Here is a 19,804-nt window from a genome sequence, read left to right as displayed (position 1 = left end):
TACCGGGCTGCGCCGTCCCGGTGGCGACAGCCGCCCCTTACCCCTGCACGTCCAAAGGCGCAATGGGATAATTGCGGGCATGAGCATCACCATCAAGAGCGCCGAAGACATCGCAGCCATGCGCGTGGCATGCCGCCTGGCTTCGGAAGTGCTGGACTACATCACCCCCCACATCAAGCCCGGCATCACCACGGCCGAGATCGACCGGCTGGGCGCCGAATGCATGGCGCAGCAGGGCACGGTCTCCGCCACCATCGGCTACCAGCCGCCTGGCTACCCGCCCTATCCCGGGCACCTGTGCACCTCGGTCAACCATGTGGTCTGCCACGGCATCCCCAACGACAAGCCGCTCAAGAAGGGCGACATCGTCAATGTGGATGTCACGGTCATCACCAAGGACGGCTGGTACGGCGACAACAGCCGCATGTTCCTGATCGGCGAGTGTTCCATCGCGGCCAAGCGCCTGTCGGCGCTGACCTTCGACGCCATGTGGTTGGGCATCCAGCAGGTCAGGCCCGGCGCCACGCTGGGCGACATCGGCAACGCCATCCAGACCTTTGCCGAAGGCCACGGCCTGTCGGTGGTGCGCGAGTTCTGCGGCCACGGCATCGGCCAGAAGTTCCACGAAGAGCCGCAGATCCTGCACTATGGCCGCCCCGGCACGGGCACCGTTCTCGAAGAGGGCATGGTCTTCACCGTCGAGCCCATGCTCAACCTGGGCAGGCGCGAGATCAAGGAACTGGGCAAGGACGGCTGGACCATCGTGACCAAGGACCACAGCCTCTCGGCCCAGTGGGAACACACCCTGGTGGTGACCAAGACGGGCTACGAAGTCATGACCCTGTCGGCCGGCTCGCCCGCGCTCCCGCCCTTCGTGACCGCCACGAGCTGCTGAGGCTCGGCATGTTTCTTGCGTGATGCGCAGGCAAAATGGCACTGCGCCCGGGGCACCCGCTCCAGGCGCCTCCCCTGCCCTGGCCGCGCATGAAACAGATCACTGACCACACTCCTTCCAACTCTGCGCCCGCAGCCCCGGATTCGCTGGAGCAGTTGCGCGCGCAGTACGCCCTCGATCGCGGACGCTGGATAGGCTCGCTGCTGGCGCCCACCATGGGCCGGCGCGGCGTGCGCCTGGTGCTGCAGCACCTGAGCGATCTGGCCGACACGCTGCTGCGCGCGCTGTGGCACCGCGCCGGCATGCCTGCCGAGGCCTGCCTGGCCGCCGTGGGAGGCTATGGCCGCGCCCAGCTGTTTCCCTACTCCGACATCGACGTGCTGGTGCTGCTGCCGGCCACCGGCACGGCAGACCCGGAGCTGACCTCGCGCATAGAAAAGTTCATCGGCAGCTGCTGGGACGCGGGCCTGGAGATCGGCTCCAGCGTGCGCACGCTGGCCGAATGCCTGCAAGAGTCCGGGCGTGACCTCACCGTGCAGACCGCCTTGCTGGAGTCGCGCCGCATCTGCGGAAACGAGCCGCTGTTCGGCGAGTTCCAGCAGCGCTACCAGGCACAGATGAATGCGCGCGCCTTTCTGTCCGGCAAGCTGCTGGAAATGCGCCAGCGCCACAACAAGTACGAGAGCACGCCCTACTCGCTGGAGCCCAACTGCAAGGAATCGCCCGGCGGCCTGCGCGATCTGCACACCATGATCTGGCTGGCCCGCGCCGCAGGCCTGGGCCACAGCTGGCAGGCCCTGGCGGAAAAGGGGCTGATCACCGATTTCGAGCGCCAGCAGCTCGAAGACAACGAGGCCATGCTCAGCCTGATACGCGCACGCCTGCACGCCGTGGCGGGCCGGCACGAGGACCGCCTGGTCTTCGACCAGCAGACCGCCGTGGCCGAGGCCTTTGGCTACCGCTCCACCTCGGCCGAGGGCCGCAAGCTGGCCATGCGCGCCAGCGAGACGCTGATGCGCCACTACTACTGGGCAGCCAAGGCCGTGACCCAGCTGTGCCAGATCCTGCGCCTGAACATCGAGGAGCGCCTGAACCCACGCCCCACGCCGCGGATCCGGCTGAACTCGCGCTTCTACGAGAAGGCCGGCACCATCGAAGTGGCCAGCGACGATCTGTACGAGCGCGAGCCGCATGCCATCCTCGAAACCTTCCTGATGTACGAGACCCATGTGGGCCTCACCGACCTGTCGGCACGCACGCTGCGCGCGCTGTACGGCGCGCGGGACCTGATGGATGCGGCCTTCCGGCGCGACCCGGTCAACCGCGCCACGTTCATGAAGATCCTGCAGCAGCCCAGCGGCATCACGCATGCCATGCGGCTGATGAACCAGACCTCGGTGCTGGGGCGCTACCTGTGGCCCTTCCGGCGCATCGTGGGCCAGATGCAGCACGACCTGTTCCACGTCTACACGGTGGACCAGCACATTCTCATGGTGCTGCGCAATGTGCGGCGCTTTTTCATGGCCGAGCATGCGCATGAGTATCCGTTCTGCTCCCAGCTGGCCAGCGGCTGGGACAAGCCCTGGCTGCTGTACGTGGCCGCGCTGTTCCACGACATCGGCAAGGGCCGCGGCGGCGACCACTCCATCATCGGCGCCGTGGAGGCCAAGCGCTTTTGCCGCGCCCACGGCATTGCGCGCGCCGACGCCGAGCTGATCGAGTTCCTCGTGCGCGAGCACCTGACCATGAGCCAGGTCGCACAAAAGCAGGATCTGTCGGATCCCGAAGTGATCCAGGCCTTTGCCGAGCGCGTGGGCAACGAGCGCAACCTCACGGCCCTGTACCTGCTGACCGTGGCCGACATCCGTGGCACCAGCCCCAAGGTGTGGAGCGCCTGGAAGGGCAAGCTGCTGGAGGACACCTATCGCCTGACCCTGCGCGTGATGGGTGGCCGCGCGCCCGACGCGGCCGCCGAGATCGAGGCGCGCCGGCGCGAGGCGCTGGTGCAGCTGGCGCTGACGGCCCAGCCCTTCGAGTCCCACAAGAAGCTCTGGGACACGCTGGGCGTGGACTACTTCATGCGCCACGAGGCCGCCGACATCGCCTGGCACACACGCCACCTGTCGCGCCACGTGGGCACCACCCGCCCCGTGGTGCGTGCGCGCCGCTCACTGGCGGGCGAGGGACTGCAGGTGCTGGTCTACGCACCCGACCAGCCCGATCTGTTCGCGCGCATCTGCGGCTACTTCGACCGCGCAGCGTTTTCCATCCTGGATGCGCGCGTGCACACGGCCCACAACAGCTATGCGCTGGACACCTTCCAGGTGGTGGCGCCCGCCATGCAGGAGCAGTACCGCGAACTCATGCACATGGTCGAGAACGACCTGGTCGCCGCCCTGATGGAAGGCGGGCCGCTGCGCGAGCCCTCGCCCCGGCGCCTGTCGCGCCGCGTCAAGAGCTTCCCCTTCGCGCCGCGCGTCACACTGCGACCCGACGACAAGGCCCAGCACTGGCTGCTGTCCATCTCGGCCACGGACCGCGCCGGCCTGCTCTACACCGTGGCGCGCATCCTGGCCCAGCACCACCTGAGCGTGCAGTTGGCCAAGGTCAGCACGCTGGGCGAGCGAGTGGAGGACAGCTTCCTCATCGAGGGTGCGGAGCTGCAGAACAACCAGCGCCAGCTGCTCATAGAGACCGAGCTTTTGCAGGCCCTGGCAGTCTGAGCCGATTGCGCAAAAAAAGCCCGCCCTGTTGTGCAGGGCGGGCTCGTCGGGTTCATGCGCTGGCAGGCGGGGATGCAGCCATCAGTGCATGGCGGACGCAGGCGCCGACACCGTGGCCACTTGCTTGCCCTCGCGGTCATAGAGCTTGCCATCGACCACCCGGTCGCCATCGGCCAGGGCAGACAGCACGGCCTCGCTGAGCACGCGCTCCGATCCGGCGCCGAACACCGATGGCTCTTCGGGGTTGCCCTGCTTGAAGTGGTTGAAGACCAGGTTCAGCAGCAGCACGGTCACCGCAGTGGAGCTGATGCCCGAATGGAACATGGTGGCGAACCAGTCCGGGAAGTGGTGATAGAAGTCCGGCTTGACCATGGGCAGCACGCCCATGCCGATGGACGCCGCCACGATGATCAGGTTCATGTTGTTGTGATAGTCCACCTTGGCCAGCGTGCGGATGCCGCTGGCTGCCACCGTGCCAAAGAGCACCAGGCCCGCGCCTCCCAGCACCGAGGGCGGCACGCAGGCCACGATGCGCCCCATGATGGGCAGCAGTCCGAAGGCGATCAGGATCAGCCCGCTGAAGGCCACCACATAGCGGCTCTTGATACCCGTGACCGCGACCAGGCCCACGTTCTGGGCAAAGGCGCTCTGCGTGAACGAACCGAAGAACGGGGCCACCACGCTGGACAGCATGTCGGCACGCAGGCCGTCGGCCAGGCGGCGCGAATCCACGCGGGTGCCCACGATGTCGCCCACGGCCAGGATGTCGGCCGAGGTCTCCACCAAGGTCACCAGGATCACGATGGACATGGAAAGCGTCGCCGCCAGGCTGAAGGTCGGCCAGCCGAAGTGCAGCGGCATGGGCACGGCGAACCACGCACCGCTGCCCACCTCGGAAAAGTCGGACTTGCCAATCATGGCCGCCACCGCCGTGCCGATGACGATGGCCAGCAGGATGGACAGGCGCGAGATCATGGCGTTGCCCAGCTTGCTCAGCGCCAGCACGATGACCAGGGACAGCCCGGCCAGGCCGATGTTGCCCATGCTTCCGTAGTCGGCCGCCTGGGGATTGCCACCCATGGCCCAGTGGGCGGCCACCGGCATCAGCGACAGGCCGATGATGGTGATCACGCAGCCATTGACCAGCGGAGGAAAAAAGCGCGTGAGCTTGGAGAAGATGGGCGCAATGATCAGGCCGAACACCGAGGCAAAGAGCACGGCGCCCAGCACCCCCTGCATGCCGCCGCCCGTATGCAGGATGCTGACCATGGTGGCCACGCCCGAGAAGGACACGCCCTGCACCAGCGGCAGGCGCGAGCCGAAGAACGGAATGCCCAGCGTCTGCAGCAGCGTGGCCAGCCCGCCCATGAAAAGGCAGGCCGTGATCAGCAGGCCCGTGTCGGCCGCCGACATGCCCGCCGCATTGGCCATGACCAGGGGCACGGCCACGATGCCGCCGTACATGGTCAGCACATGCTGCAAACCATAGAGGGTGTTGGCCGTGAGGCCGAGTTGCTCGTCCTCCGGGCGGATGTCTGCGCCCAGGGCCGGCGCATTGCCAGAACTTTTTTCCATCGCTGTCTCCTTGTCCTCTTGTTCACAGAACGCCGGACAAGTACGCGGCAGCCGGCTGGCGGCAGGCACACCCCCGCGCACCCTTTGCCGCCGACCCGATAGGCCGCGCTCTCCTGCATCCTGCATCGCGAAGCCCGGTGGCTGCTTGGCAGCTCTTGGCGGGCGCACGCACACAATCCCCGCCTTCGCGGGAAGTGCCACTGTACGGCGCCAGCATGGAAAAATTGTCTACCGATTTGTATACAAAGACCTGACCGCAGATCCTGGAATTACAGCGGCAAGCAAGTCCGCTCAGTCATCCTCGGCAGCGCTGATGCCGGGGAACAGCACATCGGTGAAGCCGAACTGGCGGAAGTCGCGCATGCGCATGGGATAGAGCTTTCCCCAGAGGTGGTCGCACTCATGCTGGACCACCCGCGCATGAAAGCCATCCACCGTGCGATCGATCGCATCGCCAAAGACATCGAAGCCCGTGTAGCGGATACGGCTCCAGCGCGGCACCATGCCACGCATGCCGGGTACGGACAGGCAGCCTTCCCAGTCCATCTGTTCGTCTTCGCCGATGGGCGTGATGACCGGGTTGATGAGCACGGTGCGCGGCACCACCGGTGCATCGGGGTAGCGCGGATTGGGCAGGCCGGAGCCGAACACCACCATCTGCAGGTCCACGCCAATCTGCGGCGCGGCCAGCCCCGCGCCATTGGCGGCATGCATGGTGTCCAGCAGGTCGCTGAGCAGCAGGTGCAGTTCGTCGGTGTCGAATTCGGTCACGGGCTGGGCGACGCGCAGCAGGCGCGGATCACCCATTTTCAATATGGTGCGTACAGTCATGGCAGTGCACGGTGATGCAGGAAATGCGGGTCGCCAAGCATAGCGGGCGCACCGCGCACCTTGACCACACCCACCTGCTTCGCCCCCCTCGATCCCCCCCTCTCGGCCCCCTTGGCCGCCATGGCCACACCGCGCTGGCACAATCGCAGCATGCCCAGCACCGCCAGAGAGTCATCCGCCGCGTCCCCAGAGGACCGTGACACAGGCGCGCAGCAAACACCCGCGGCACAGGCCCGGCAGCCGGATGCCACTGCGCAGGCAGGCATGGCGCAGGCGCAGGCCTTCAATGATGATGATCCCCCTCCCCTGCACCGCATGCCGGCCGCGCCGTTGCGCTGGGCGCTGCAGCTGTTTGCCTGCCTGAGCCTGGCGACGGGCATTGCCGGCATCTTCATTCCAGGATTGCCCACCACGGTGTTCGTGCTCATGGCCGGATGGGCCGCGGCGCGCAGCTCGCAGCGCATGCACACCTGGCTGTGGCGCCATCGCCTGTTCGGGCCCATGCTGCGCAATTGGGCGCGGGGTGGCTGCGTGAGCCGGCGCGCCAAATGGAGCGCCAGCGCCATGATGAGCCTGTGCGCCGTCATCCTGCTGTGGACACGCCCGCCCGCCTGGGTACAGGCCGTGGCGCTGACGTCCATGGGCTGCGTGCTGGTGTGGCTGTGGTTCAGGCCAGAGCCCTGAGAATGAAGGCCTGCGGCAGGCCTGCTGAAAAAAATTCCCCGAGTTTTCTGTGACGTGTTTTTTACGTCATATAATCTAGGTCTTGTTCCTCAATAGCTCAGTTGGTAGAGCGCCGGACTGTTAATCCGTAGGTCCCTGGTTCGAGCCCAGGTTGAGGAGCCAAAGAATTTCAAGACCCTGCAATCGCACAGGATCTTTGTCGATAGACACGTATTCCTCAATAGCTCAGTTGGTAGAGCGCCGGACTGTTAATCCGTAGGTCCCTGGTTCGAGCCCAGGTTGAGGAGCCAAATTTCAGCGGCCTTGCAATCGCACAGGGCCCAGCACCAACATATTCCTCAATAGCTCAGTTGGTAGAGCGCCGGACTGTTAATCCGTAGGTCCCTGGTTCGAGCCCAGGTTGAGGAGCCAGATGAAAAGCCCGCATGCCAGCGCATGCGGGCTTTTTTGTTTGCTCAGGCTGCGCGCACCATGCCGACAGTCGGCGTGCTCGGCGCTGCGGCAGGGGCGGCCGACTCCACGGTGACAGGCTTGCCGTGCTTGGCATGTGCGCGACGCGCACCGTGCGCAGCGCGCGCTTGCTCCACGCCCTCTTCCCATGCACGCAGCTCTTCTTCCAGCCGCGCAGCCCGCTCCGCATACATGTCCGCAGAGGACTTGTAGTATTCGGCAGCAATGGTGTGCTCCAGCATCGCCATGCGTGCCTCCTGCAGGTAGGCCCGGGTGCGACGGATATAGCGCGGCTCGGCAAGGCTTGCGCCAAAGATTTTGCTGAAAAACATCGCTCATCCTCCTTCGATGTCTTCGCAGCGAAAGCCATGCATCCGCAAGAAGACAAGCCCAGGATAGCCAACCCGGCCTGGCGGCGCTGTCCCCCGGCGGGACAAGGCCGCGTAGGAGGTTCACTTACCCCGGCCAGGCGATGCTCTCGCATCCACGCAACCCTCTTCACCATGGTTTGTGCAAGACTGCGGCTGCAGAGAAGCACGAATCCATTATTTTTCAGCCCGCACCCGATCATGTCCCACCCCCTCCCATGGCTCATTCCCCACCAGGCCTTCCCTCCTGTGGAAACGGCATGGGGCCCCAACGACCCGATTCCGGGCCTGCTGGCCGCAGGCGGCACGCTGGATGCGGCGCACCTGCGCATCGCCTACAGCCAGGGCATTTTTCCCTGGTTCAGCGAAGGCCAGCCCACGCTATGGTGGTCGCCCGATCCACGCATGGTGCTGCAGACATCGCAGTTCCGGCTGCACCGCAGCCTGCGCAAGACATTGCAGCGCTTTCGCTCCACCGCCGGCTGCGAGATCCGCATCGACAGCGCTTTCGAGGCCGTGATGCAGCACTGCGCCCAAACGGTGCGCCGTGATCAGGATGGCACCTGGATCGTGCAGGAAATTCTCGACGCCTATACCGAACTGCACCGCCAGGGTGCAGCCCACAGCGTGGAAACCTGGATCGACGGGCGCCTGGTGGGCGGCCTGTACTGCGTGGCGCTGGGCCGCGCCGTATTCGGCGAGTCCATGTTCGCGCATGCCACAGACGCATCCAAGATCGCACTGTCGGCACTGGTGGCGCTGTGCCGGCACCAAGGCGCCGCGCAAATCGATTGCCAGCAGGCCACGCAGCACCTGGCTTCGCTGGGCGCGCGCGAGATGCCCCGCTCCCAGTTCCTGCGCACCGTGGCAGAGCAAAGCCAGCTGCCGCCCATGCACTGGCAATTCGAAAACGTATACTGGAACGAGTTGCTGCCGCCGTCCGGTGACGCCGGCAGCACATCACCGGCTGCCGCCAGCACACCATGACGCACCCGAACGATCTTCCGCTGCAGGCCCTGCAGTTCTACGCCACAGCCGCCTATCCCTGCAGCTACCTGGATGGCCGGCTGGCGCGTTCGCAAGTGGCCACGCCCAGCCACCTGATCCAGAACAGCGCCTATTCGGAGCTGGTCTCCCTGGGGTTTCGCCGCAGCGGAATGTTCACCTACCGGCCGTATTGCGATGGTTGCCGGGCCTGCGTGCCCATGCGCATCCTGGTCCACGATTTCCGCCCGGACCGCAGCCAGCGCCGTGCCGCCGTGCGCCACGCCGATCTCACGGCATCGATCCAGCGCCTGCATTACTCGAACGAGCATTACCAGCTGTACCTGCGCTACCAGCAAAGCCGTCACAGCGGCGGCGGCATGGACCACGACAGCGTGGACCAGTACACGCAGTTCCTGCTGCAAAGCCGCGTCAACTCACGGCTTGTGGAGTTCCGCGCACCGGCGGCCGACGGCGCAGTCGGCAGGCTGAAGATGGTCTCCATCCTCGATGTGCTGGAAGACGGGCTGTCCGCCGTCTACACCTTCTACGAGCCCGATGACCAGGCCAGCTACGGCACGTTCAACGTGCTGTGGCAGATCGATCAGGCACGCTCCATGAGCCTGCCCTATGTCTATCTGGGCTACTGGATCGCCGACAGCCAGAAGATGAATTACAAGGCGCGCTTTCTTCCCCATGAAGTGCGCGTGGACGAGCGCTGGCAGCGCGTGGATCAGCTCCCACGCTGATATGGCGCCACCGCGCCCTTTTCAGCGACATTTCTTATGCACATGGCCGCTGTTTGCAGGCGGCACATATGCCGCCAAGCCATGCCCGCCGCTAGAATGACCGAATCCCGAAATCCCCTTGCGCCTCATGAAAAAAGACGATAACGCGGCCTCGCCCAAGCCCAGCGTCCAGGTCCTGGAACGCATGTTCACGTTGATCGACGTGTTGGCCTCGCGTGAGGAAGCGGTATCGCTCAAGGAGATCAGCGAGCGCACCGGCCTGCACCCCTCCACCACGCACCGCATTCTCAACGACCTGGCCATCGGCCGCTTTGTCGACCGCCCCGAATCGGGCAGCTACCGGCTGGGCATGCGTTTCCTGGAGCTGGGCAACCTGGTCAAGGCCCGCCTGAGCGTGCGCGAAGCGGCCCTGATTCCCATGCGCCAGCTGCACAAGCAGATCCAGCAGCCGGTCAGCCTCAGCGTGCGCCAGGGCGATGAAATCGTCTATGTGGAACGCGCCTACAGCGAGCGCTCGGGCATGCAGGTGGTGCGCGCCATCGGCGGCCATGCGCCGCTGCACCTCACATCCAATGGCAAGCTGTTTCTGGCGGCCGATGATGCGCAGCAGGTGCGCGCCTACGCCACACGAACCGGCCTTCCCGGCAAGACGCACTTCAGCATCACGCGGCTTGCCGACATGGAAAACGAACTGGACAAGGTACGCCACCATGGCGTCGCCCGCGACAACGAGGAGCTGGAGCTGGGTGTGCGCTGCATGGCCGCCGGCATCTATGACGACCAGGGCAAGCTGGTGGCCGGCCTGTCCATCTCCGCTCCCGCCGACCGGCTGGACGAAAGCTGGTTGTCCAAGCTCCAGGCCACCGCGCAGGAGATCTCGGGCGCCCTGGGCTTCAATGCGGTCCGCCCTGCAGCCCCGCCCCCCAATCCCTACGCGCGCAGCAGCCACTGATCTGCAAGCAGCCATCCGCAAGCAGCAAGACCGGTCATCAAAAACAACAAAGGCGCCCAGGGCGCCTTTGTTGTTGAGGGGAAGAAACTCAGCCCTTGACCTTGTGGATCATGGAATCGCCGGCCACCTGCCCCATGGATTCCACCCAGTGGCGTACGCGCTCGGCATCGCCCAGGCGGCTGAACTTTCCGGCGGAGTCCAGGAAGACCATGATGATCTTGCGGCCAGCCACCTGCGCCTGCATGACCAGGCAACGACCCGCTTCGGAGATGTAGCCGGTCTTTTGCAGGCCGATATCCCAGGTCGGGCTCAGCACCAGGCGGTTGGTGTTGTTGTACTGCAGCGTGCGGCGGCCCACGGCCACTTCATAGCCGGGCGAAGTGGTGTACTCACGCACCAGCGGATCACTGTGCGCCACATTCACGAGCACAGCCAGATCACGGGCGCTGGACTGATTGCGGCTGGACAGCCCGGTGGGCTCCACGTAACGGGTATCGGTCATGCCCAGCAGGCGCGCCTTGGCATTCATCTGCTGGACGAAGGCATCCAGGCCACCTGGGAAGGTGCGACCCAGCGCATGGGCAGCACGGTTTTCGCTGGACATCAGGGCCAGGTGCAGCATTTCGGCACGGGTGAGCGTGGTGCCCACGGCCAGGCGCGAACTGCTGCCCTTTTCGGTATCCACATCATCCTGCGTGATGGTGATGGATTCATCCATGGGCAGATGGGCCTGGGAAATCAGCAGACCCGTCATCAGCTTGGTCAGCGAGGCGATGGGCAGCACGGCATGGTCGTTCTTGCTGAGCAGCACTTCGTGGGTGTCCTGGTCCATGACCAGGGCCACGCTGCTCTTGAGATCAAGAGGATCGGCCACTGCATGCAGCCCGGCCATCTGTCCGAACGACAGGCGTGGCTCGTAGGCAACGGCACGAATGGGGCTGGCAGCGCTGCGGGCGGCCACGCGGCTGGGCTGGCGCGCGCTCTTGGCAACGCGCTTGCCCTGGGGAGCCGCCGTGGCGCGCTCCTTCACGGCCTTCTTCTTGACAGGGGCCACGGCCACCTGTTTCTTGGCAACTTTCTTGGCCGGTGCGGCATGCGCGCCCGGGGCAGTGAGAGCACAACTCAGGGCCAGCAACGAGAGAACCTGAGCAAATCGACCGAGGCGGGCACGGCGTAGGGTGGGCATGAGAAATGCTCCAAGCAGCAAGAATTTGTGACTAGACCTTACATTAATCGAAAAAGTCGCACTGTGACAATAACTTGTGCGACTTTTCGATAATTTAAATGAAATTATAAGGCGAGTGCTTACCCCTGCGCAGCCACGACCTCTGCATTGCTGTGTAATTTGTTCAACGCGCTCAGATAGGCCTTGGCCGAGGCCACGACGATGTCCGGGTCCGCTCCCACGCCGTTGACCACGCGCCCGCTGCGCTGCAGGCGAACGGTCACTTCGCCCTGGCTTTCGGTGGAGCCGCTGATGGCGTTGACCGAGTACAGCAGCATCTCGGCACCGCTTTTCACCTCGGACTCGATGGCCTTGAACGAGGCATCGACCGGGCCATTGCCGTCGGACTGGGCCTTGATCTCTCGGCCGTCGCGGCTGAACACCACTGACGCGTGTGGGCGCTCACCTGTCTCGCTTTGCTGAGCCAGCGAGATGAACTGGAAGGGGTCGGCCTGCTGATGCGCGTCCTGCTCGGTCACCAGGGCCAGGATGTCCTCGTCGAAGATCTCGCTCTTGCGGTCGGCCAGCTCCTTGAAGGCGGCGAAGGCGGTATTGATCGCGGCTTCGCTGTCCAGCTCCACGCCCAGCTCGTGCAGGCGCTGCTTGAAGGCGTTGCGGCCGCTGAGCTTGCCCAGCACGATCTTGTTGGCGCTCCAGCCCACGTCCTCGGCGCGCATGATCTCGTAGGTGTCGCGCGCCTTGAGCACGCCGTCCTGGTGAATACCGGAGGCGTGGGCGAAGGCGTTGGCCCCCACCACGGCCTTGTTGGGCTGCACCACGAAGCCGGTGGTCTGGCTGACCATGCGGCTGGCGGCCACGATGTGCAGGGCGTCGATGTTGACGTCCAGGCCAAAGTAGTCCTTGCGCGTCTTGATGGCCATCACCACCTCTTCCAGCGAGCAGTTGCCGGCACGCTCACCCAGGCCATTGATGGTGCATTCGATCTGGCGGGCGCCGCCGAGCTTGACGCCGGCCAGCGAGTTGGCCACGGCCATGCCCAGGTCGTTGTGGCAGTGCACGCTCCAGACCGCCTTGTCGCTGTTGGGCACGCGCTCGCGCAGGTTCTTGATGAAGGCGCCGTAGAGCTCGGGAATAGCATAGCCCACGGTGTCGGGCACGTTGATCGTGGTTGCGCCCTCGGCGATCACGGTCTCGATGACGCGGCACAGGAAATCCGGGTCGCTGCGGTAGCCGTCCTCCGGGCTGAACTCAATGTCGGCAATCAGGTTGCGCGCAAAGCGCACGGATTGGCGCGCCTGCTCCAGCACCTGCTCGGGCGTCATGCGCAGCTTTTTCTCCATGTGCAGCGCGCTGGTCGCAATGAAGGTGTGGATGCGCGCGCGGTTGGCGTCCTTGAGGGCTTCGGCCGCACGGGCGATGTCACGATCATTGGCCCGCGCCAGCGAACAGATGGTGGAGTCCTTGATGGCGCGCGCAATGGCCTGCACCGACTCGAAGTCACCGTTGGAGCTCGCCGCAAAACCGGCCTCGATCACATCGACCTTCAGCCGTTCGAGCTGGCGCGCGATGCGCAGCTTCTCGTCGCGGGTCATGGAGGCACCGGGCGACTGCTCGCCGTCACGCAAGGTGGTGTCGAAAATGATCAATTGGTCGGTCATGGGGAGTCTCGTCTTTCTTGTGGATGCGAAGCCCCTGCCCACGGGCAGGCGATGAAAAAAGCCGGTGCGCTTGTGGCTGCACCGGCTCGGGAACGAAATTCAGGCGGCGACCGCCTCCTGCTCCACCGCATTCTCGGCGGAGGGAACACGCTGCAAGCCCGACATGATGGCCCGGAACGAGGCAGAGACGATATTCGCATCGACCCCGACGCCGTAGCACACGTGGGACTCGTCCACGCGCAGTTCCACATAGGCGATGGCCTTGGCGTTGGCACCTTCGCCAATGGCGTGCTCGGCATAGTCCAGAACGCGTACTGCGCGGCCGCTGTGCTCGCTCAGCGCCTGCACAAAGGCGTCGATCGGGCCCGTGCCCTCGGCCTCGACCGTGCGCTTGCCGCCCTCGACGGCCAGGTCGGCCGACAGGCTGACCACACCATCGTTCTCGCTCAGCCGGTAGTGCGGCGCCTGCACGGATTGCAGGCCGTATTCGCGCTGGAACAGATTCCACAGGTCGGCGGCAGCCAATTCCTTGCCGCTGGCATCCATCTCGCGCTGCACGACCTGGCTGAACTCGATCTGCAGGCGGCGCGGCAACTGGAGGCCATATTCGCTTTCAAGCAGATAGGCGATGCCGCCCTTGCCCGACTGGCTGTTGACGCGGATCACGGCCTCATAGCTGCGACCCAGGTCCTTGGGATCGATGGGCAGATAGGGCATGTCCCAGACGTCGCCTTCCTTGCGGTCGGCGAAGGCCTTCTTGATCGCATCCTGGTGCGAGCCAGAGAACGAGGTGTAGACCAGGTCGCCCACGTAGGGATGGCGCGGGTGCACGGGCAACTGGTTGCAATGCTCGACCGTGCTGCGGATGCCGTCGATATCGGAGAAATCCAGCCCGGGCGACACGCCCTGGATGTACATGTTCAGCGCCACGTTGACCACGTCGAGGTTGCCCGTGCGCTCGCCGTTGCCGAACAGGCAGCCTTCGAGGCGGTCGGCACCGGCCATCAGCGCGAGCTCGGCCGTGGCCGTGCCGGTGCCGCGATCGTTGTGGGGATGGACGGACAGCACGATGGAATCACGGCGCTGGATGTGGCGGTGCGTCCACTCCACCATGTCGGCAAACAGATTGGGCGTGGAATGCTCCACCGTGGTGGGCAGGTTGATGATGCACTTGCGCTCGGGCGTGGGCTGCCATACATCGGTGACGGCATCGATGACGCGCTTGGAAAACTCCAGTTCGGTGTCCGAATACATCTCGGGCGAATACTGGAAGGTCCATTGCGTCTGGGGGTAGCCGGCAGCGATCTCGTTGAACATGCGGGCATTGGTGGTGGCCAGCTCGACGATCTCGTCTTCACTCATGTTCAACACCACGCGGCGCATCACGGGCGCGGTGGCGTTGTACAGATGGACGATGGCACGGGGCACGCCTTCGAGCGCTTCGAAGGTACGGCGGATGAGGTGCTCGCGCGCCTGGGTCAGCACCTGGATGGTCACGTCATCGGGAATGCGGTTTTCCTCGATGAGCTTGCGCATGAAGTCGAACTCCACCTGCGAAGCGGAGGGAAAACCGACCTCGATCTCCTTGAAGCCGATCTTCACCAGTTGCTCGAACATGCGCATCTTGCGATCGATGTCCATGGGCTCGATCAACGCTTGGTTGCCATCGCGCAGATCCACGCTGCACCAGATCGGAGCCTTGGTAATCGTCGCGTCGGGCCAGCTGCGATTTTGCAGACGCACGGGAGCGAAAGCGAACGGACGGTACTTGGTCGAAGGATTTTGCAACATGGCTGAAGTGCTTTCTATCGTCTAGGTAAAAACAAGACCCACCTGCTCCAGCGACCCCACAAATGCAAAACGGCCCGTCGCTGGTGCAAACGGGCCGTGAAAGTAGGTATGTACGCGCGCGCTACTGTCTCTGCCCGTTGGACATCGGTAGTAGAGCTAGCGACAGGTATTGCATTCGGACGACTTTAGCACAGGTTCACAAAGGCTGTGAAGATGCTGCGCCGCATCACTTGTGCAGGCCGCGCTCCTCGGGCTCGTCGGTCGAGGTACTGATGACACTGGTGCGCTGACCCTTGGCCTTGCGCCAGGCGTAGACGCCATAGCCCGAGAAACCGTAGAGCAGGAACACGCCGAACAGCACGATGGGCGGATGGATATTGATGATGGCGATGCCCAGGGCGATCAGCACGATGGCCGCAAAGGGCACGCTCTTCTTGAAATGCACGTCCTTGAAGCTGTAGAAAGGCACGTTGGTGACCATGGTCAGGCCCGCGTACAGCGTCAGGAAGAACATGATCCAGGTGATCTGCGTCCAGCTCAGCCAGGCATCCTGGCCGCGCAGCAGGCCCGCCTCGTCCAGCAGCCAGATGAAGCCCGTGACCAGCGCCGCCGCCGCAGGCGAAGGCAGGCCCTGGAACCAGCGCTTGTCCACCGTCCCGGTATTCACGTTGAAACGCGCCAGCCGCAGGGCGGCGCAGGCGCAATAGACAAAGGCGGCAATCCAGCCCCAGCGACCAATGCCCTTGAGCGCCCACTCATAGGCGATCAAGGCGGGAGCGGCCCCGAAGGACACCATGTCCGACAGCGAGTCCATCTGTTCGCCAAAGGCGCTTTGCGTATTGGTCATGCGTGCCACGCGGCCGTCAAGGCTGTCGAGCACCATGGCGCAGAACACGCCTGCAGCAGCCAGTTCGAAGCGGCCGTTCATGGCCATCACGATGGCGTAGAAGCCACCGAACAGCGCAGCCAGCGTGAACAGGTTGGGCAGGATGTAGATACCCTTGCGGCGCTTGCGCACCACCACGCCTTCGATTTCGTTGGACTCATTGTGGTTTTGCATCAATCCGGCCTCCAGCACAGCGCACGCAAGCGTGAGCAGCTATTAAAACGATAGTATTCTAAGGGAGCGGACAGTGCCGCCCCGAAAGGGTCAGTGTACCTGCGCGCTGCCCCCCTTCTGTGCACGAAAAAGGCCACCCGTCGGGGTGGCCTTGTCCTGCACCTTGCGTAGGCCGCATGCGCGACCCATGCAAGATGGAATGCAGCAATCTCAGTTGCGGCTCTGGTCAACCAGCTTGTTCTTGGAGATCCAGGGCATCATGGCGCGCAGCTGGCCGCCCACCTTTTCGATGGCGTGTTCGGCGTTCATGCGGCGGCGGGCCGTCATGCTCGGGTAGTTGGTGCGGCCTTCCTGGATGAACATCTTGGCGTATTCGCCGGTCTGGATGCGCTTGAGGGCAGCACGCATGGCTTCGCGCGACTTGTCGTTGATGACTTCTGTACCCGTCACGTACTCGCCGTATTCGGCGTTGTTCGAGATCGAGTAGTTCATGTTGGCGATGCCGCCTTCGTACATCAGGTCCACGATGAGCTTGAGCTCATGCAGGCACTCGAAGTAGGCCATTTCGGGAGCGTAGCCGGCTTCGGTCAGGGTCTCGAAGCCCATCTTCACCAGTTCCACCGCGCCGCCGCACAGAACGGCCTGCTCGCCGAACAGGTCGGTCTCGGTTTCTTCCTTGAAGTTGGTTTCGATGATGCCGCCCTTGCCGCCACCGTTGGCCATGGCATAGGACAGGGCCAGGTCACGGGCCTTGCCGGACTTGTCCTGGTATACGGCGATCAGCGAAGGCACGCCGCCGCCCTTGAGGTATTCGGAGCGCACGGTGTGGCCAGGGCCCTTGGGGGCGACCATGATCACGTCCAGATCGGCGCGCGGCACAACCTGGTTGTAGTGGATGTTGAAGCCGTGGGCAAAGGCCAGCGTGGCGCCTTGCTTGATGTTGGGGGCCACGTTGTTGTTGTAGACCTCGGGGATGTTCTCATCCGGCAGCAGGATCATGACCAGATCGGCGGCCTTCACGGCGTCGTCGACTTCAGCGACGGTCAGGCCAGCCTTGGCGACCTTGTCCCAGGAAGCGCCGCCCTTGCGCAGGCCGACCACGACCTTCACGCCGCTTTCGTTCAGGTTTTGAGCGTGTGCGTGGCCCTGGCTGCCGTAGCCGATGATGGCAACGGTCTTGCCCTTGATCAGGCTCAGGTCACAGTCCTTGTCGTAGAAAACTTTCATGTTGGCTCCAGGCTTCGTGTGTGTGTAGGGGTTGAAAGGGGAAGGGGACAGGTTTCAGGTGCGTTGCAGCGCATCAAACGCGCAGAATGCGTTCGCCGCGGCCGATGCCGCAGGAGCCGGTACGCACGGTTTCCAGAATGGCCGTGCGGTCCAGCGCCTGCAGGAAGGCGTCGTTCTTGGATTGGTCGCCGGTCAGCTCGACCGTGTAGCTCTTTTCGGTCACGTCGATGATGCGGCCGCGGAAGATGTCGGCCATGCGCTTCATCTCCTCGCGTTCCTTGCCCACGGCGCGGACCTTGACCATCATGAGCTCGCGCTCGGTATAGGAGCCTTCCGTCAGGTCCACGACCTTGACGACCTCGATCAGGCGGTTCAGGTGCTTGGTGATCTGCTCGATCACGTCTTCGGAGCCATTCGTCTGAATGGTCATGCGCGACAGCGATGCGTCTTCCGTGGGAGCCACGGTCAGCGATTCGATGTTGTAGCCGCGGGCCGAGAACAGGCCCACCACGCGCGACAAGGCTCCCGGCTCGTTTTCGAGCAGCACGGCAATGATGTGTTTCATGAAAGAAAGATTCCTCTTTTTGCTGCCCTCCCCCGGCGCCGGTAAACGTCGGGCTTGGCAGGCAATAGATTCGTCAAGGGGTTGCCGCCTTGAGGGCGGCCACTGAAGAAGATGCGGCAGGAGCAGGCCCTGGCGAACCCGGCCAAGGGTTCGCTCAGAGGTCGTCAGCTCCCAGCAGCATCTCGGTGATCCCACGGCCGGCCTGCACCATGGGGAACACATTCTCGGTGGGATCGGTGCGGAAGTCCATGAACACCGTCCGATCCTTGAGCTTGCGGGCCTCGCGCAGGGCGGGCTCCACGTCCTCGGGGCGCTCGATCAGCATGCCCACGTGGCCATAGGCCTCGGCCAGCTTCACGAAGTTGGGCAGCGAGTCCATGTAGCTGCTGCTATAGCGGCCCGAGTACTCGATCTCCTGCCACTGGCGCACCATGCCCAGGTAGCGGTTGTTCAGCGACACCACCTTGACCGGCGTGTTGTACTGCAGGCAGGTGGCCAGCTCCTGGATGTTCATCTGGATGGAGCCTTCGCCCGTGATACAGAACACCTCGGATTCAGGCTTGGCCAGCTTGATGCCCATGGCGTAGGGCAGGCCCACGCCCATGGTGCCCAGGCCGCCGGAGTTGATCCAGCGGCGCGGCTCGTCGAAGCGGTAGTACTGCGCAGCCCACATCTGGTGCTGGCCCACGTCGGACGTGATGTAGGCATCTGCGTCGCGGGTCATGTTCCACAGCGTCTCCACCACGTACTGGGGCTTGATGACCGAGCCGTCGCCACGGCTGTACTGCAGGCAGTCGCGGCTGCGCCAGCCTTCGATGGTCTCCCACCACTGGCCCAGGGCCGCAGCGTCGGGACGGGCGCTGGCCTCGCGGATCATGGAGATCAGCTCGGTCAGCACTTCCTTGACGTCGCCGACGATGGGCACGTCCACCTTCACGCGCTTGGAGATGGAGGAGGGATCGATGTCGATATGGATGATCTTGCGCTCCACCGACATGAAATGCTTGGGGTTGCCGATCACCCGGTCGTCAAAGCGCGCACCCACGGCCAGCAGCACATCGCAGTTCTGCATGGCGTTGTTGGCTTCGATGGTGCCGTGCATGCCCAGCATGCCGAGGAACTTGCGGTCGCTGGCCGGATAGGCACCCAGGCCCAGCAGCGTATGCGTGACCGGGTAGCCCAGCATGTCGACCAGGGTGCGCAGCTCGTTGCAGGCATTGCCCAGCAGCACGCCGCCACCCGTGTAGATATAGGGACGCTTGGCAGCCAGCAGCAACTGCAGCGCCTTGCGGATCTGGCCGGCATGGCCCTTGCGCACCGGGTTGTAGGAGCGCATCTCCACCTTTTCGGGGTAACCGGTGTAGAGAGCCTTCTTGAAGGACACATCCTTGGGGATGTCCACCACCACGGGGCCGGGACGGCCGGTGCGCGCGATGTGGAAGGCCTTCTTCATCGTGTCCGCCAGCTCGCGCACATCCTTCACCAGGAAGTTGTGCTTGACGATGGGGCGGGTGATGCCGACGGTGTCGCATTCCTGGAACGCATCGGTGCCGATGTAGGCCGTCGAGGTCTGGCCGCTGATCACGACCAGGGGAATGGAATCGGTATAGGCGGTGGCAATGCCGGTCACGGCGTTGGTCAGGCCGGGACCCGATGTCACCAGGGCCACGCCGACTTCACCCGTTGCACGGGCAAAACCGTCTGCCGCATGCACGGCCGCCTGCTCGTGGCGCACCAGCACATGCTGAATGGAATCTTGTTTGTAGAGGGCGTCGTAGATGTACAGAACCGCACCGCCCGGATAGCCCCAAAGCTGCTTGACACCTTCGGCCTGCAGGGACTTGACGAGGATCTCGGAGCCCATCAGCTCCTGGGATGCATGGGACTGCGACGCCGCTGCTGCCGCGCTGGAGTACTCGGCTTTGGAAATTTCCATGATCAACCTTTGTGAATTTCTCTAACGAAAAACCTTGGGTGCCCCTTGCCTGAAGCCCTTGTGAGGCCGGTGCGGGACTTAGGACCAACAGACATGGGCGAGTGAGTAAACGCCGGACCGTGACCCGTTTGCCTTTTTGAATTGCAGCAGACATTATCGCACTGCAACAA

At 64.1% G+C, this 19,804-nt stretch carries 16 protein-coding genes and 3 tRNA genes; 9 read left to right on the top strand and 10 right to left on the bottom strand.

Annotated elements, in window-relative coordinates; translation table 11 throughout:
- The first annotated feature begins 79 nt into the window (after nucleotides 1-79).
- Nucleotides 80-895: a type I methionyl aminopeptidase gene (map, locus tag ACF8LI_RS07795; RefSeq protein ID WP_016450769.1), complete on the top strand. Its 816-nt coding sequence runs from the start codon at nucleotides 80-82 to the stop codon at nucleotides 893-895.
- A gap of 89 nt (nucleotides 896-984) precedes the next feature.
- Nucleotides 985-3,618 (top strand): [protein-PII] uridylyltransferase, encoded by a 2,634-nt coding sequence (locus ACF8LI_RS07790; protein WP_046986780.1) that lies wholly within the window; start codon nucleotides 985-987, stop codon nucleotides 3,616-3,618.
- A gap of 81 nt (nucleotides 3,619-3,699) precedes the next feature.
- On the opposite strand, the gene ACF8LI_RS07785 is transcribed toward ACF8LI_RS07790, so the two are convergent.
- Together ACF8LI_RS07785 and def are read right to left on the bottom strand one after the other, a co-directional pair.
- Entirely contained in the window at nucleotides 3,700-5,193 is a 1,494-nt protein-coding gene (locus ACF8LI_RS07785) for a nucleobase:cation symporter-2 family protein (RefSeq protein ID WP_016450767.1), read from the bottom strand.
- 291 nt (nucleotides 5,194-5,484) lie between these two features.
- The gene (gene def / locus ACF8LI_RS07780; protein WP_016450766.1) at nucleotides 5,485-6,024 is read right to left on the bottom strand and encodes a peptide deformylase; all 540 of its coding nucleotides are present in this window, start codon (nucleotides 6,022-6,024) and stop codon (nucleotides 5,485-5,487) included.
- Between the two features lie 264 nt (nucleotides 6,025-6,288).
- Between def and ACF8LI_RS07775 the strand changes: the two genes are divergently transcribed.
- From ACF8LI_RS07775 to ACF8LI_RS07760, 4 genes are all read left to right on the top strand, one after another.
- Entirely contained in the window at nucleotides 6,289-6,708 is a 420-nt protein-coding gene (locus ACF8LI_RS07775) for a YbaN family protein (protein WP_016450765.1), read from the top strand.
- Between the two features lie 86 nt (nucleotides 6,709-6,794).
- A tRNA-Asn gene (locus ACF8LI_RS07770) sits at nucleotides 6,795-6,870 on the top strand.
- Between the two features lie 52 nt (nucleotides 6,871-6,922).
- A tRNA-Asn gene (locus tag ACF8LI_RS07765) sits at nucleotides 6,923-6,998 on the top strand.
- Nucleotides 6,999-7,043: 45 nt separating this feature from the next.
- Nucleotides 7,044-7,119: transfer RNA gene (locus ACF8LI_RS07760), tRNA-Asn, on the top strand.
- A 44-nt stretch (nucleotides 7,120-7,163) separates the two neighbouring features.
- Here the strand turns inward: ACF8LI_RS07760 and ACF8LI_RS07755 are convergent.
- Nucleotides 7,164-7,490 carry a hypothetical protein gene (locus tag ACF8LI_RS07755; RefSeq protein ID WP_016447407.1) on the bottom strand — a complete coding sequence of 109 codons (327 nt, stop codon included), beginning with the start codon at nucleotides 7,488-7,490 and terminating at the stop codon, nucleotides 7,164-7,166.
- Between the two features lie 237 nt (nucleotides 7,491-7,727).
- Here ACF8LI_RS07755 and aat point away from each other — a divergent pair, with 237 nt between their 5' ends.
- From aat to ACF8LI_RS07740, 3 genes are all read left to right on the top strand, one after another.
- Complete coding sequence (aat, locus tag ACF8LI_RS07750; RefSeq protein ID WP_016451369.1) at nucleotides 7,728-8,513, top strand: leucyl/phenylalanyl-tRNA--protein transferase; 786 nt, start codon at nucleotides 7,728-7,730, stop codon at nucleotides 8,511-8,513.
- Entirely contained in the window at nucleotides 8,510-9,259 is a 750-nt protein-coding gene (locus tag ACF8LI_RS07745; RefSeq protein ID WP_016451368.1) for an arginyltransferase, read from the top strand. Before aat ends, ACF8LI_RS07745 begins: the two co-directional genes overlap by 4 nt.
- A 127-nt stretch (nucleotides 9,260-9,386) precedes the next feature.
- Nucleotides 9,387-10,211: an IclR family transcriptional regulator gene (locus ACF8LI_RS07740; protein ID WP_016447410.1), complete on the top strand. Its 825-nt coding sequence runs from the start codon at nucleotides 9,387-9,389 to the stop codon at nucleotides 10,209-10,211.
- Nucleotides 10,212-10,299: 88 nt separating this feature from the next.
- Here the strand turns inward: ACF8LI_RS07740 and ACF8LI_RS07735 are convergent, their stop codons facing one another.
- The 7 genes from ACF8LI_RS07735 to ACF8LI_RS07705 all read right to left on the bottom strand — a co-directional run bounded on the left by ACF8LI_RS07735 (nucleotide 10,300) and on the right by ACF8LI_RS07705 (nucleotide 19,634).
- A complete protein-coding gene (locus ACF8LI_RS07735; protein WP_016447411.1) occupies nucleotides 10,300-11,397 on the bottom strand; it encodes a serine hydrolase in 1,098 nt (365 codons plus the stop codon).
- Nucleotides 11,398-11,516: 119 nt separating this feature from the next.
- Nucleotides 11,517-13,055 carry a 2-isopropylmalate synthase gene (locus ACF8LI_RS07730; protein WP_071956473.1) on the bottom strand — a complete coding sequence of 513 codons (1,539 nt, stop codon included), beginning with the start codon at nucleotides 13,053-13,055 and terminating at the stop codon, nucleotides 11,517-11,519.
- 99 nt (nucleotides 13,056-13,154) lie between these two features.
- Nucleotides 13,155-14,846, bottom strand: coding sequence for a 2-isopropylmalate synthase (gene leuA / locus ACF8LI_RS07725; RefSeq protein ID WP_034396046.1), 1,692 nt, complete (start codon nucleotides 14,844-14,846; stop codon nucleotides 13,155-13,157).
- Between the two features lie 226 nt (nucleotides 14,847-15,072).
- Nucleotides 15,073-15,906: a CDP-diacylglycerol--serine O-phosphatidyltransferase gene (gene pssA, locus ACF8LI_RS07720; RefSeq protein ID WP_012206663.1), complete on the bottom strand. Its 834-nt coding sequence runs from the start codon at nucleotides 15,904-15,906 to the stop codon at nucleotides 15,073-15,075.
- A 210-nt stretch (nucleotides 15,907-16,116) separates the two neighbouring features.
- Complete coding sequence (gene ilvC / locus ACF8LI_RS07715; RefSeq protein ID WP_034365514.1) at nucleotides 16,117-17,133, bottom strand: ketol-acid reductoisomerase; 1,017 nt, start codon at nucleotides 17,131-17,133, stop codon at nucleotides 16,117-16,119.
- A 73-nt stretch (nucleotides 17,134-17,206) separates the two neighbouring features.
- Nucleotides 17,207-17,698, bottom strand: a complete 492-nt coding sequence (gene ilvN, locus ACF8LI_RS07710) for an acetolactate synthase small subunit (RefSeq protein ID WP_012206665.1) — start codon at nucleotides 17,696-17,698, stop codon at nucleotides 17,207-17,209.
- Nucleotides 17,699-17,852: 154 nt separating this feature from the next.
- The gene (locus ACF8LI_RS07705) at nucleotides 17,853-19,634 is read right to left on the bottom strand and encodes an acetolactate synthase 3 catalytic subunit (RefSeq protein ID WP_392414466.1); all 1,782 of its coding nucleotides are present in this window, start codon (nucleotides 19,632-19,634) and stop codon (nucleotides 17,853-17,855) included.
- Nucleotides 19,635-19,804 lie beyond the last annotated feature (170 nt).

It is taken from the genome of Delftia sp. WSY_12, assembly GCF_043104645.1.
Lineage (GTDB): Bacteria > Pseudomonadota > Gammaproteobacteria > Burkholderiales > Burkholderiaceae_C > Comamonas > Comamonas tsuruhatensis.
This window is presented reverse-complemented; position numbering and strand designations above follow the sequence as displayed.

Coding starts and splice junctions, on each gene's coding strand:
- ACF8LI_RS07705 (WP_392414466.1), bottom strand. CDS start 19,634: ATGGAAATTTCCAAAGCCGAGTACTCCAGCGCGGCAGCAGCGGCGTCG.
- ACF8LI_RS07785 (WP_016450767.1), bottom strand. CDS start 5,193: ATGGAAAAAAGTTCTGGCAATGCGCCGGCCCTGGGCGCAGACATCCGC.
- pssA (WP_012206663.1), bottom strand. CDS start 15,906: ATGCAAAACCACAATGAGTCCAACGAAATCGAAGGCGTGGTGGTGCGC.
- aat (WP_016451369.1), top strand. CDS start 7,728: ATGTCCCACCCCCTCCCATGGCTCATTCCCCACCAGGCCTTCCCTCCT.
- ACF8LI_RS07740 (WP_016447410.1), top strand. CDS start 9,387: ATGAAAAAAGACGATAACGCGGCCTCGCCCAAGCCCAGCGTCCAGGTC.
- ACF8LI_RS07790 (WP_046986780.1), top strand. CDS start 985: ATGAAACAGATCACTGACCACACTCCTTCCAACTCTGCGCCCGCAGCC.
- ilvN (WP_012206665.1), bottom strand. CDS start 17,698: ATGAAACACATCATTGCCGTGCTGCTCGAAAACGAGCCGGGAGCCTTG.
- ACF8LI_RS07730 (WP_071956473.1), bottom strand. CDS start 13,055: ATGACCGACCAATTGATCATTTTCGACACCACCTTGCGTGACGGCGAG.
- ACF8LI_RS07755 (WP_016447407.1), bottom strand. CDS start 7,490: ATGTTTTTCAGCAAAATCTTTGGCGCAAGCCTTGCCGAGCCGCGCTAT.
- ACF8LI_RS07735 (WP_016447411.1), bottom strand. CDS start 11,397: ATGCCCACCCTACGCCGTGCCCGCCTCGGTCGATTTGCTCAGGTTCTC.
- ilvC (WP_034365514.1), bottom strand. CDS start 17,133: ATGAAAGTTTTCTACGACAAGGACTGTGACCTGAGCCTGATCAAGGGC.
- leuA (WP_034396046.1), bottom strand. CDS start 14,846: ATGTTGCAAAATCCTTCGACCAAGTACCGTCCGTTCGCTTTCGCTCCC.
- def (WP_016450766.1), bottom strand. CDS start 6,024: ATGACTGTACGCACCATATTGAAAATGGGTGATCCGCGCCTGCTGCGC.
- map (WP_016450769.1), top strand. CDS start 80: ATGAGCATCACCATCAAGAGCGCCGAAGACATCGCAGCCATGCGCGTG.
- ACF8LI_RS07745 (WP_016451368.1), top strand. CDS start 8,510: ATGACGCACCCGAACGATCTTCCGCTGCAGGCCCTGCAGTTCTACGCC.
- ACF8LI_RS07775 (WP_016450765.1), top strand. CDS start 6,289: ATGGCGCAGGCGCAGGCCTTCAATGATGATGATCCCCCTCCCCTGCAC.